Origin of the sequence: Pyramidobacter piscolens W5455 (assembly GCF_000177335.1) — a bacterium.
GTDB lineage: Bacteria > Synergistota > Synergistia > Synergistales > Dethiosulfovibrionaceae > Pyramidobacter > Pyramidobacter piscolens.
On the sequence record NZ_ADFP01000123.1, the window covers coordinates 1 to 13,037 of the forward strand.

The 13,037-nt window shown below is 60.2% G+C and carries 10 protein-coding genes and 1 pseudogene; 2 read left to right on the forward strand and 9 right to left on the reverse strand.

Annotated elements, in window-relative coordinates; genetic code table 11:
- From HMPREF7215_RS12920 to HMPREF7215_RS10455, 9 genes and pseudogenes are all read right to left on the reverse strand, one after another.
- Positions 1 to 98 (reverse strand): annotated as a pseudogene (locus tag HMPREF7215_RS12920) (IS200/IS605 family transposase); the annotation flags it as partial.
- Positions 99 to 361: 263 nt separating this feature from the next.
- Positions 362 to 2,029 (reverse strand): dipeptidase, encoded by a 1,668-nt coding sequence (locus HMPREF7215_RS10420; RefSeq protein ID WP_009165842.1) that lies wholly within the window; start codon positions 2,027 to 2,029, stop codon positions 362 to 364.
- A gap of 33 nt (positions 2,030 to 2,062) precedes the next feature.
- Complete coding sequence (locus HMPREF7215_RS10425; protein WP_009165843.1) at positions 2,063 to 3,232, reverse strand: M14 family metallopeptidase; 1,170 nt, start codon at positions 3,230 to 3,232, stop codon at positions 2,063 to 2,065.
- Positions 3,233 to 3,248: 16 nt separating this feature from the next.
- Positions 3,249 to 3,413 (reverse strand): hypothetical protein, encoded by a 165-nt coding sequence (locus HMPREF7215_RS13690; RefSeq protein WP_009165844.1) that lies wholly within the window; start codon positions 3,411 to 3,413, stop codon positions 3,249 to 3,251.
- Positions 3,414 to 3,419: 6 nt separating this feature from the next.
- Positions 3,420 to 4,754: a C4-dicarboxylate ABC transporter gene (locus HMPREF7215_RS10435; protein WP_009165845.1), complete on the reverse strand. Its 1,335-nt coding sequence runs from the start codon at positions 4,752 to 4,754 to the stop codon at positions 3,420 to 3,422.
- Positions 4,755 to 4,852: 98 nt separating this feature from the next.
- Entirely contained in the window at positions 4,853 to 5,413 is a 561-nt protein-coding gene (locus HMPREF7215_RS10440; protein WP_009165846.1) for a DUF6305 family protein, read from the reverse strand.
- Between the two features lie 100 nt (positions 5,414 to 5,513).
- The gene (locus HMPREF7215_RS10445) at positions 5,514 to 7,115 is read right to left on the reverse strand and encodes a dipeptidase (RefSeq protein ID WP_009165847.1); all 1,602 of its coding nucleotides are present in this window, start codon (positions 7,113 to 7,115) and stop codon (positions 5,514 to 5,516) included.
- Between the two features lie 135 nt (positions 7,116 to 7,250).
- On the reverse strand, positions 7,251 to 8,909 hold the full coding sequence (locus tag HMPREF7215_RS10450) for a dipeptidase (protein WP_009165848.1): 1,659 nt from the start codon (positions 8,907 to 8,909) through the stop codon (positions 7,251 to 7,253).
- A 471-nt stretch (positions 8,910 to 9,380) separates the two neighbouring features.
- Positions 9,381 to 9,746 (reverse strand): arsenate reductase family protein, encoded by a 366-nt coding sequence (locus tag HMPREF7215_RS10455; protein ID WP_009165850.1) that lies wholly within the window; start codon positions 9,744 to 9,746, stop codon positions 9,381 to 9,383.
- 548 nt (positions 9,747 to 10,294) lie between these two features.
- Between HMPREF7215_RS10455 and HMPREF7215_RS10460 the strand changes: the two genes are divergently transcribed.
- Positions 10,295 to 12,304 (forward strand): ATP-binding protein, encoded by a 2,010-nt coding sequence (locus HMPREF7215_RS10460; RefSeq protein ID WP_009165851.1) that lies wholly within the window; start codon positions 10,295 to 10,297, stop codon positions 12,302 to 12,304.
- Positions 12,288 to 12,974, forward strand: a complete 687-nt coding sequence (locus HMPREF7215_RS10465; protein WP_009165852.1) for a response regulator — start codon at positions 12,288 to 12,290, stop codon at positions 12,972 to 12,974. The genes HMPREF7215_RS10460 and HMPREF7215_RS10465 overlap by 17 nt, the downstream gene beginning before the upstream one ends.
- The last annotated feature ends 63 nt before the right edge of the window (positions 12,975 to 13,037 follow it).

Below are 13,037 nucleotides of genomic sequence, written 5' to 3' on the forward strand. Positions count from 1 at the left end.
CTATATATGAGACGACGTCTGAATTTAGGGGCAAAAACAACATGATATTTGCAGTTCCAAGTCGTATGTGATAAAGTTTCATTGGCATTTTGTGCCATTTCTAAGCTCCCTTCGATTATTTCGGATACGGTTGCCAGCCACTTCTATCATAATCCCAGGGAGCATTTCTTTCACTTCGATAAAAAACAAAATACTTAACCATAGCTTAAAGCTTCCTGAACCCCCGGCACAGCCGGGGGTTTTCTTTGAACAAAAAGAGGCCGAAGGCTGATGAAATCTGATTCATCAGCCTTCGGCCTCTTCGAATGTTCCACGTGGAACATTGCTGTCAGGTTAATTCATGCCGTTTTTTCGGGGAGTTTTAGCGCCCGTTCTTCACGTCGTCGGCCATCGTGCCGCCGAAATCGACGGCCTTGAGCCACGCGGGGTTGTAGCCGGGCTGCTTGATTTTGTTGTCTTCGACGTAGAAGGGCATTTGTCCGTACTTGGAGATCAGCTGCGCGGCGAAGCCCCACCAATCCTTTTCCAGCGCCTTCATGTTGGTGGCGCAGTAGTTGGTCAGGAACGCCTTGGCCGCGGCGGGATCTTTGGCGTAGAGCTCAAGCGCCAGTTTTTCGACGCCGGGCTGCGCGTCAAAATAACGCTGTTCGATCGTGGCCTTCTTGGCGCGGATCTCGGGGTACATCATGTCCCAGCGGTGCTGCGCCCACTGCTGCACGAAGTTGAACGCCCACCAGGGGTTCTCCGTGTTGAAGTTGACGCGGTCGTTGTCGCCCCAGTTCTGCGGCAGTTCGGTGACGCCGGCGTAGATGGGCGTGTAAACGGTCGTGTCGGGAGCGGCGAGGCCGAACCACAGCACGCCGCCGATCGCCGCGGGCAGGTCGGCGCGGGTCTGGCCGATGAAGCTGTACGAGCACTGAGGCACGGCGATAGCGCGTTCCCAGGAAGCCCATGCCTTGCGGTCTTCCATGTCGTGCTTGGGCTTCTGCGGACGGAAGCGGGCGGGCGAACCGAAGGGGCCGGCTGCCAGGCCTTTGGTCATGTCGTAGGGCGTTCCTTCGAGGTGATCGCTGTAGATCTTCTCCAGATCCTGAACGGTCAGCTTGTGATCGGGCTTGACCGAGAACGGATAATCCTGAAGGCCCGAGCCGGGCGTCAGTTTGAGGGAAGGCGCGACGATGTCGAAGGCCCGCCACTCGCGGCGCGAGCTGCCGAAGCTGTTCTTGGCCGCTTCGCCGTAGCTGCCGTTGTCGAAAATGTGTGAGAAGTTGAAGGGCTCGCCCTTCTTCCACCAGCCCATTTCTTCGGCCAGCGCGGTGATGTTGGCGGAATACATGAAGTTGTCCTTGTCGTTGAAGTCGATCACGCCGAGGCGGGAACGGTTGGCGCCGACGAAGAACTCGTCGTCGGGCACGCGGCGGGCCGCCCAGATGGCGCCCGGTTTGCCGCTGTCTTTCGTCCACAGCAGGCCGGCGCCGCAGATCTCGAAGACCCACAGTTCTTTGCCATCGCTGATGACCAGCCCCTCGCCGCCGTCGCCGTAGCCGTATTTTTCGGCCAGTTCGCCCATGACCTTGATCACTTCGCGGGCGGTCTTGCCGCGTTGCAGGCCGAGGGCCTCGAGGTTCTCGATGTAGAACAGGCCGCTGGCGCTCTGCACTTCGTCGCGGCCGGTCCACGTATGCTCGCCGATCATGACCTGATGCTCGTTGAGGAACGGATAGCCGATGTGGAAATACGTGTAGGTGCGCTCGGCCTGAGGGATCTGTCCGGCGACCGTCAGCGAACGGCCGGGACGGCTGTCCATGCAGGAGACGATCTTGACGTCGACCATTTCGCCGGGCTGGTGCTCGCCGCCGGGCACCACGCGCACGCGGGCGTCGTACCAGCTGTCGCAGGTATGGGCGACGAGGATCGAACCGTCGGCGGTGGCCTTCGGGCCGACGCCCATGGGCGTGCAGGCGACCGACGCCGAAGCGGCGGCCAGCAGCGCGGCGCTAGCGAAAAGCGTTGCGGAAATGCGTTTCATGTTCTTTTCCTCCTTGTGAATTGGTTTTGGGGCCTAATCGTAGTACAGACGACCCTTGGGAGCTTCGGCGGGATTGTGGAACAGGAATCCCAGTCCTTTCTCCATGATTTCGCCGTAACCGGGAACGCCTTCGATCAGAATGGTCTTGTCGGGATGGATCATGTTGTTGACTTCGATCAGCGTCAGCACGGTCTGTACGTGTCGCGCCACGCGTTTTTCCGCCGGCCAGCCGTTCTCGTCGATGGGCGAGTAGAGCAGATGGTGCTCGCCGGCCTTCATGACGAAGCGGTCTTTGCCCGACATCGCCAGCTCTTCGTCGGTGATGCCGCGGATACGGTCGAGCATTGGCTCGGCCACTTCGCACAGATAAGACGTGGCGTCGGAGTGGTCGCCGATCTCGCGGTGCGACAGGCCATGCAGGGCCTTGGGCGAGAATTCCATGCCGATGGGAACGTCGAACATCGTCGAGGTCAGCATCATCGAGGTCATGGCGCCGACGTCCTGTCCTTTTTCGTGCACGACCATCGTGTTCTCGACGGGATATTCCAGCTCGGCTTCGTGGAAGTCCATCGTCATGTCGACGTGTTCTTGGCGGATCAGCTGCATGGCAGCGTAATTCGTGCGTTCCGTGAGCAGCCCGTTGGCGCGCCCAGGCCAGGCGCGGTTGGCGTTGCGGATGTCCATGTAGGCCAGGTTCTGGCCGCTGGGGTAGTGGATGTACACTTCGGGATCGGGCCACGAGTCGAGAGGATTGCTGGCGCGGTCTCCGAAGCGCCAGCGTTTGACGCCCCAGTCCGTTTTGACGTGAGTGAAGCGGGGATAGGCTTCGCCCAGACGCGTGAGCGTCGAGCCGCTGGTGTTCAGGCGGTCGATGACGATCACCTGTCCCTGCGTGACCTTGACGTTTTCCGTGAAGGCCTGGGCCGACATGTTGGCGACCGGCTCTTCGGGATGCGTGCCGCCGATGATCAGAATCGTGCCGCCGGGCACGCCGCTGTCGAAGAAGTACACGTTGGCGTCGTTGACGGAGCCTTTGAGGCCGCCTTCGGGGTAATAATCGCTCAGCTTTTTGACCTGCGTCAGCGCCGCGCTGGGCACGACCGGTTCCTTGAATTCGCGGTGCTCCTTGAAGAGCATGCCCGCGGTGGCGGCCGCCGCTCCGGCGACGACGAGAGCAAGGCATTTTACGGCTTTCAGATTCATTGCGCGCCCCCTCCTTTTACTTGAGGCGCAGAAGGCGCAGTACGAAGGGCATCATGATGATGCTGTAAAGCACGGCTTTCTGCGGATCTTTCGTTTTGACGAAGTTCATGACCACCGCCAGCAGGAAGAACGCGGCGATCCCGTAATACAGCCACATAACGATATTGTTCAGCATGATCATGATCGACTAACCTCCAATCACAGCGGCGAGCTCTTTGCTGTACACCATGCAGGCCGTGCAGACGGCGAGGATGAAGAGCATGGGGACCAGCGCGGTCTTGACGAAACCGCCCCAGTAACTTCCCTTGTAGTCAAGCTCCATGACCGCCGCGCGCCCGACCACCGCGGTGGGCGGCAGACAGTCGCCGACGGGCCACATCACCGACCAGGTGGAAAGCGACACGATCGGGTCGAGCCCGAGCATGTTGAACAGCATGATCAGCGGCACGCCGAACAGCGGCGCGACGGCGTACTGGAGCACGCCTTCGGAAAGCGGCAGGATGATCCACAGCGTGGCGAACAGCACCGTCAGCGGCAGCGTCACCACCATCAGCGACAGCAGCCCGCGGGCGCCGCTCAGCGCCAGCACCTGGATCAGCGTGCCGACGACGACCATCGCGCCGACCAGGCCGAGCAGGTTCTCGACCGTCTGACGGGCGACCGCGAAGATGCGCAGGCGAATGGGGCTCAGCACGATGACGGAAAGAGCCGAGATCATGAACACCAGCGGCAGGCCGAGGACGGGGAAGTTGAAGGGGAACGCGCGTCCGGCGATGACCAGACCGACCAGCACCACGAAGGGAATGACGGCTTTCTGCCAATTCCATCCGGCCGGAGCTTCGGGCAGTTCCTTCAGCGCCTGCTCCACGTCGATCGGTTTACCGCGCCCGGCCAGCCAGAAGGTGGAGAACAAAGCGCCGACGATCGACATCAGCGCCAGCGGCGCGCCGAATCCGACGTAGGGCATGTTCGCGCCGGCGGCCGCCATCATGGCCCACAGGTTGATGGGCGGGCAGGCTGCGCTCATGGCCGCGAGCAGGAAGATTAACGCCACGCGGCGGTCTTCGGAGACGCCCATAGTCATCAACACCGAACCGACCAGAGAGCCGACCGTCAGCACCGTCGTCGCTCCCGAACCGGTGATGGCGCCGGGAACCAGCATCAGGACCGTAAGGAAGAGCAGGCAGACGAAACGGTGCGCGTGGAAGCTGCGCACGATGCAGCGCACGATGTAGGCCACGCCGCCCGACTCCTTGTAGAGCATCATGAAAAACGTGGCCGTCAGGAAGGTCAGGCACACGTCGAAGTAAGTGAAGGAACCTTCGACCACGTGACGGATCATTTCCACGAAGGGAAGGGGCGAGCGGGGGTCGACGCCCTTCGGAAGCAGCGCGTGCACCGCCAGCCCGACCAGGGCCGAGAGGAACATGGACAGCTCCGTGCTTATCTTCATTTTCTTGCCGATGGCGAACGCTACGACGACCGCAGCCAGCACCAGCGAAGAATGGACAAACATAGTCATTGACAAATACGTCCTTTCAACGGAAAAAATTTAAATGGAAAAGAGCGCGGAAAAATAAGGCGTTCCAGCGGCGAACAGGCTGCGGGAACGCCTTTGCCTTATTCGGCGGCCTTCAGCGCGGGGCCGATGGCCAGAGCGTCCTTGACGACAAGCAGAGGCTTGTTGTGCTCCCGGGCATACTTGGTGAAGAAACCGTCGCTGTCGCTGTCGGTGACGACGAGAATCACGTCGGCGTCCTTCATGACAGCCTCGATGGAAGCGGCGTCGGAATTGTCGGTGCGGCGGGCCATGCCTTCGATGTGAGCTCCGATCACGGTCATGCCGAGCTTCTTGGCTTCGGCGATCAGTTCGGTGCAGCGGGCGATTTCGTTTTCAACGTTGGTACCGGCGGCGCCCATCCCTTTCATGCTGGTGCCGGAAGTGACGATCAGCGTCTTGGCGTTGGCGGCGGCCAGCTTGTCGGCGGTGAGCTTGTTGTCGTGATTGGCCGCAATCTTGGACTGCATGGCGGACATGTGCACCATAACGGCGCCGGGGCTCTGGCCGCAGGTGGTGACGATGAAGGGAGCGTTCAGCTTGGGGACTTCCACGGCGAACGCGAAGCTGCCCAGCACGCCGATGGCGAGCAGGGCGACAAAAACGGCGGATAACTTTTTCATGAAAAAACCTCCCGTAAAATTAAATGGCGAAGCAACTGAACGATTCAGCCCGTTTTTTCCTGCGGAAGCGGCGCTGAATCGTTCAGACGTTTCCGAATGCTTAACTCTTCTTGTTGTTGATGTACTTGGTGATCAGCGTTCTGTTCAGCTGATGCCAGGCTTTTTCGGCCTTGTCCATGCAGTCGATGGTGAAATCGGTGACCATCTTGCCGGCGGCGGCGGGATCCTTCTTGTAGAGCTCGGCGCCTTCCTTGTCGATACGGGCCGTCTCCTCGAAGAAGCTCTTCTCGAGGGGGGCGCGCACGGCTCCGAGGTCCGCCATGGCCTCGGCGTAGCGTTTCAAGACGAGGTCGTCGGCGAGCATGAACGTCCACTGGGCGGATTCGGGCGTGTAGCTGTCGCGGTCAAACTGACGCCAGCTGGCTTTTGTGTCGGTGGCGCCGCAGTAGATGGGGACGTAGCAGGTGGTGTGGGGCGCGTCGAAGCCGAACCAGAGGATCGTGCTCAACGGCTTGGGCATGCCGGCGCGGGTCTGGGCGACGAAGCTGTAAGCGCAGTTGATCACCGAGACCGGGCGGCTGTAGTTCATCTTCAGCAGCGCGCGCATGTCGCGGCTGGGGAACGGCGAAGCCAGAGGGCTTTTGACGAGCTTGCCGTCCTTGCGGATGAACCATTCGTCGGCGTCGTACATATCGAACTGCGTGCCGTCGTGATGGCTGCGCAGCATCGCCTGCACGTCCTGCACGGAGAGTTTCCGGCTAGGCTTGACGGCGAAGGGGTAGGACGTCGCTTCCGCCAGCGGATCCCATTCGCGCTCGGGGTCGAGACGGCGGTACAGCGAGTAGAGACGGTTGCGGACCCAGTCGGACGACAGCGCCCAGCCGCCCGTGTAGGGCGCGTAGGCTTTCGCCCAGTTGAAGGGGACGCCGCTTGCGGGATCCCACCAGCCCATGTCGATGGCGAACTGACGGTAGTCCTTGGAGGCCATGAAATTGTCCGTGTCTTCGGGGCGGACTTCCTGGATGCGGGCCACGTTGCAGGTGATCAGCACCATGTCGTCGGGGACGCGCTGGGCGACCCAGTACGCGCCGGGCTTGCCGCTTTCGGGGGTCCACATCATGCCGGAAGCGCGGATCTCGAACAGCCAGGCTTCCTTGCCGTCGGCGATGGTCAGGCTTTCGCCTTCGAAATCGCAGGAGCCGAGGAAGCCGTACTTTTCCGCCAGAGAGCCGATCAGGGCGATGGCTTCGCGGGCGGTTTTGGCGCGCTGCAGGGCGAGGACTTCGAGCTGCTCGATCGTCAGGATGGCGCGCGCGTCCGGGCGGAACGTCTTCATTTCCACCTTCTGGGCGAACGTGCTTTCGCCGATCGCCAGACCGTATTCGTTCATGAAGGGGTAACCGACGTGGAAATAACCGTAGGTTTCCGGGGCCTGGGGGATTTCGCCGATCCTCGTGAGTTCGGCGGATTCGTCGTTGGTGATGTTCCAGAAAACGGGCGTCATCTCGCCGTCGGCATGCTTGCCGCCGGGGATGAAGCGCACCCGCGCGTCGTAGAACGCGCCGTCCGCGGTATGGGAAGTGATGACGGAACCGTCGGCGGAGGCTTTCGCTCCGACGACCACGTCGGTGCAGGCCGAAGCCGCTCCGGCGAGAAGCATGGCGCCAAGTACGCTGGAAATAACGGTGCGCTTTGCTCGCATGGTTCTTTACCTCCTTGTGATGGGTCAGACGTTCGAATTCTCCGTTTTACGAGACGAAAAGCCGGCGGAGCCCTTTTGCGCCGGGAGCGGAAAAGAGCCCCGCCGGCTTTTTAACGCTGGTGCGGAAGCGAAAAGTTATTTGCTGTTGGTTGCTTTCAGATCGCGTTCGGTCATGCCGCCGAAATCGACCGCCTTGAGCCATTCCGTGGGGTAGCCGGGGGTCTTCTGCGATCCGTCGGGCTGCATGACGCCGCCGTCGCAGTATTTGCCGATCAGCTCGAAGGCGAAATCCCACCAGCCGTCGTTGACTTCGTTCATGGCCTTGTTGGTGTAGGCCGTCAGGTATTCGACCGCCTTCTTGGGATCCTTCTTGTACAGCTCGACGGCGTGGTCTTCGATCGTCTTCTGGTCGGCGAAGAACTTGTCCTCGTAGCTGGCCTTCTTGGCGCGGATCTCGGGATAGATGGCGTCCCAGCGGATCGTCGCCCAGTTGTTGACGAGGTTGAACGCCCACCAGGCGCTGTCGCGGTCGAACACGTGGCGCTTCGTCTCGCTCCACGCCTTGGGCACGGAGGTCACGCCGCAGTAAATGGGCACGTAAACGGTGGTGTCGGGGGAATCCTCGCCGAACCACAGCACGCCGCCCACGGCGTCGGGCATGTCGGCGCGGCTCTGCGAGACGAAACTGTAGGAGCAGCGGAACAGAGCGATGGGACGCTCCCAATCGTCGCCTTTGCGATCCTCGGGACGCACGTCCTTGGGCGTCTGCCAGCGGCTGGGGCAGCCAAAGGGACCGGCGGCCAGACCCTTGGTGAGGTCGTAGTCGGTGCCTTCGAGGTGGTCGCTGTAAACGTCCATGATGTCCTTGACGGAGAGTTTCTTGTCGGGCTTGACGGAGAAGGGGTACATTTCCCACTTGGCCAGCACGGGGAACTTCTGCGAAGGAGCGACCAGGTTCAAGGCTCTCCACTCGCGGCGTGCGGCGTAGTAGGCGTAGCCGTAAGGCTCGGGATTGAAGATGGCGGAGAAGTCGAACGGTTCGCCCTGCTTCCACCAGCCCATGGCCTCGGGCAGCTTGGTGATGTCGGTGGAGTGCATGGTGTTTTCGGTGTCGTTCAGATCGATGACGCCGAGGCGCGAACGGTTGGCGCCGACGAACACTTCATCGTCGGGAAGGCGCTTGGCCGCCCAGTGGGCGCCGGGATTGCCGGAATCCTTGTTCCACAGCCCGCCGCCGCAGACTTCGAAGACCCAGCATTCCTTGGGATCGCCGATGATCAGCGTCTCGCCGCCGTCGGCGTAACCGTACTTTTCGGCCAGCGCGCCCATGACCTTGATCGCTTCGCGGGCCGTCTTGGCGCGGGCCAGACCGAGCGCTTCGAGATTCTCGATGTACATCAGTCCTTCGGTGGAAGCCAGTTCGTCGCGGCCGCTCCAGGTGAACTCGCCCATCATCAGCTGCTGATCGTTCATGAAGGGATAGCCGATCTGGAAGTAGGTGTAGGTGTGCGCGGCCTGCGGGATCTCGCCGACTTTGCGCAGCGGCTTGTTGGGGCGGGTGTCGACGCACATGACGTTGTAGATGTCGACCATTTCGCCTTCTTTGTGGTCGCCGCCGGGAATGATCTTGATGCGGTTGTCGTACCAGCCGTCGCAGGTATGGCTCACCATGACGGAGCCGTCCGCCGACGCTTTGGCCCCCACGCCCATGGGCGTGCAGGCCATCGACGCCGCCGCCGAGAAGAGCAGGGCGGCGCTGGCGAAGGCCGCTGCCGAGAAACGTTTCATTTCCATTCCTAATGACCTCCTTGAAATCTGCCTGCCGTTTGCAGGAATCTAAGAAAACTCCGCGCCGCCCTCATGGGCAGAACGGTATTGCACAGAAAATATTCGAAGAAGGAACCTGCGGAAATTTGCAAAACCGAGGGGAAGGCGTTGAACGAAGCCTCTTCTCAAGCATTGAGAAAGTCGACGCAAATTTTCGGTTAAAGAAACGTTCAGATCGTGAAAAGTGTAACAGCTTTTCCCCACAAGATAAAGATTTAGGAAATTATTCCGTCGTTTTTGTTCTTTACGTGTGTTGTTGTCTGAAAATTATGAGTCATTGAGAGAGGCTGCCCCAAAACTACAGAATTGTCTTTCAAGGTGAATGATGCCACTTCGTTCCGAATTATACGCGGTGTTGTAACGCTGAATAGAGTTCATCAAAAAAGAATCATAATCATCGGCACGGCCAGTGGTTATGATCGCCGCGACGAGTGTTTTTCACAGGCGTTGTTTTTTCAGAGCCTTGCCCCAGTCCGCTTCTTTGAAACCGGGCAGCGCCGCTTCAGGCGTAATCAGCAGGGGACGCTTGACGAGCATTCCGTCTGTGGCCAGAAGCTCATACGCTTCCTCGTCGGACATGTCGGACAGGCGGTCTTTGACGTTCAGCGAACGATAGAGCATTCCGCTTGTGTTGAAAAAGCGCCGCACAGGCAGACCGCTTTTTTCGTGCCACGCGCGCAGTTCGGCGGCCGTGGGGCGATCGTCCGCGATGGCGCGCTTTTCGTAGGGAACGCCGTTGTCTTTCAGCCACTGTTCGGCCTTTTTGCACGTGCTGCATCTCTCGTAACACAGAAAAAGATTCATGCTTCTCACGCTCCGTTCCATGATTGCGCCGGCAGCGCGGCCGGCTTTGTCTTGAAATCCATATCGCACAGAAATGTTATGGTGGCTCATTGTAAAATGAAGTTGAACATCAGAGAGGTAAGAAACAAAACAAGACCCATATGATGTCAAATATAAGCGCCGGCCGATACCACCTCGGAGGATGCCGCTACGGATCAGGCACATTCTATCACAGAAGGATGCCCAAAGGGAAAACATCTGACTTACGCTGTGGCCCCCATCCAGGGACGTCTCAAAGACGGGCACTCGAGCATTCAGGGAGCTGGAGAGCGCAACTGCGCCCCCACGCTGCGGACGTTGATGCGATTTCATGGAGAAATCCGAATTCACCGCTTCTGTCGAACGGCGTCGCTTTCTTTACGCTCTCTGATGTTTAACTTCATTTTACATGAGTCTCCTCTTTTTATTTTCATTCGGCATGTGTTATTATTAACAAATGAGATCTTTGTCTTTTTGCGCGGATGCGCAAGATGGCGATATCGATCATCCGAACGAGTGACGGTGCTGAGATGACGAGAATTTCCCGTGCGGCGTCGCGAACGACGCTGTTGATTTTTTGCCTGATGCAGATTCTGTGGAGCGGAAAACCCGCCGCTGGGGTTGAAGCGGCGCCCGACATGGTGATCGGTGCGGGCGAAGGGCGGACAATACGCGTGCTCTGCATGGAGACGCAGCCTCCGTATCTTCAGATCGACTCTCGCGGCAGGATGCGGGGCGTGTACGTCGATCTGCTCGAACTGATCGCCCAGAAGGAGAAGATGCGCTTTCTCCTTTCGCCGCGCGGCGCGGGCGACGTGAGGAACTCCATGTACCAGATCCAGCCGGAGATCGTGCTCGGCGCGCTGTACCCCGTGGATCCCGAGCAGGAACGATTCGGTTATCTCCCCGTGCGCAATCTCGACCCGATCGATCCCGGCATGGCCGAGAACGTGGCGCGGATCCGCGAGGACTTCCCCGAAAACGAGCGGGATTCGCTGTGTTTCGCCCTGCCGTTCCTGTGGGAGTCGTCGACCGTGTTTCTGCCGAGCGGGCGGACCGACGGGCTGAGCGAGCTGCGCGGAAAAAGGATCTGCGTCGTCGCCGGCGCGCCGGAAGAGAAATTTTTGACGAATCTGGGATTCAAAAAGGAGATCATGCACTGTCCGTCCGCGGCCGACGGGCTGCGCATCCTGGCGTCGGGCATGTGCGACGCCTTCGTCTGCGAGACGTTCCAGGGGCGCTATCAGCTGGCGCAGACGCGGCGGTACCGCTATGCCGTCGACGCGCGCAAGCTGCCGCTGCAGTCTTACGAGCGCGGGCTGGTGGTGCTGCACGGCGACGCGGCGATGGCGCTCAAGATCGGCCACGCGCTGGCGGAGATGAAGCTCGACGGGCGCTACAACGCCGTGATGAACAAATGGCTGGGGCAATACGACGAATTCGTGCTCAGTCCGCAGATCCTCATGCAGGCGGGCTGCGTCGTCCTGCTGTTCATCGCCGCGATCCTCTTCTGGAACCACGAACTGAAGCGGAAGATCCGCATCGCCGCCAGCGAGCGCGACCGGATCCTCGATTTTGTCTGCGACGGGATCCTCGCCGTCGATCCTTCGGGGCGGATCACCATGCTGAACCGCATCGCCAAACTGCTGCTGGACCTGAAGGACAGCGACGTCGGCAAGCTCGCCGACGAACTGATCCCCGGGCTCGACATCCAGAAAGTGATCGGCGACTGTCAGCCCGTGTACAATCTCGAGCAGAACCTGCGCGAGGCGCTGGTGTCGTGCAACAAGGTGCCGGTGTTCATCAACGGGAACTGTTACGGCGCCATCGTCACGCTGCGCGATCTTTCGGAACTGCAGGCGATGGCGGAGGAGATGACGGGCGTGAAGATGTACGTGGAATCGCTGCGCATCCACAATCACGAGTTCATGAACACGCTCCAGGCCATTTCCGGCCTGATCCAGCTGAGGCAGTACGACAGGGCGGTGGCCTACATCGCCGCGGAAACGGATTCGAGCCAGTCGGCGCATTCGTTCATGACGGAACGGATCAAGAACGCCGCCGTCTGCGGCGTGCTGATGGGCAAGGCCGGGCTGTGCCGCGAGCAGGGCATCAATTTTGTTCTCGAAGCCGACAGCTCCTGCGCCGATCACAGCGCCGAGATCAGCGAGCGGTCGCTGGTGATCGTCGTCGGCAATCTGATGCAGAACGCGGTGGAGGCGCTTCAGGAAAAGGGCGTCGACGAACGCGCCGAGATCCGTTTTTCCATGTACGACGAATCGGGCTACATCTTCCTGAGCGTGCGCGACAACGCCGGTCTGATGAACGCCGGCATCGCGGAGCGTCTTTTCGACAAGGGCTTCAGCACGAAGAAAAAAGGACGGCCTTCGGGCTTTGGACTTTATACGATCAGCAATATCGTAACGTCGCTTGGCGGCGACATTTCAGTGGATTTTGCGGAGGGGGAGTACACGGATTTCACCGTGACGATCCCTCTTCCGAAGAAACAGGAGGAGCTCGTTTATGCCGGAAGCTATTGATGTGCTCATTGTCGAAGACGATCCGATGGTGGCGGCGATCCACCGCCAGTTTATCGGCGCCGTCTCGGGATTTATCGTCGCGGGAGTGGTTTCCAGCGGCAAAGACGCGCTGGAATTCTTGCAGCGGCATCCCGTTCGCCTCGTGATCCTGGACGTTTTCCTGCCGGGCATGGACGGCGTGGCCACGCTGCAGAAGATCCGCGAGATGAACCGCACCGTCGGCGTCATCGTCGTGTCGGCGTCGCGCGATACCAACACGATCAACGCCGTGCTCAAGGCGGGGGCTTTCGATTACGTGATCAAGCCCTTCGTCTTCGAGCGCATCCAGACGTCGCTGCGTTCGTTCCAGCAGCTGGAAAACCGCCTCAACCGCGGCGCCGACCAGATCGACCAGAAGGAACTGGATCGACTGCTGCAGGTCCAACAGAAAGAGACATCTACCAACGATCTGCCCAAGGGGCTGAACCCGCAGACGCTGCAGCAGGTGAAGAACCTCCTCGGGCACGCCGCCTCGCCGCTGTCTTCGGTCGAAACGGCGCAGGCCCTGAAGATCTCGCGCATCACGGCGCGCCGCTATCTGGAGTATCTTGTCGCCGCCGGCGAGGCGACGCTGGAACTGGAATATCAGAAAGTCGGCCGCCCCACGAACCGCTACGCGCTGAGGAAATAAGGACCGAGGCGCGCCGGTTCCGCATGTTCCACGTGGAACGCTTCGCCTCAAATCCCGTCGGAG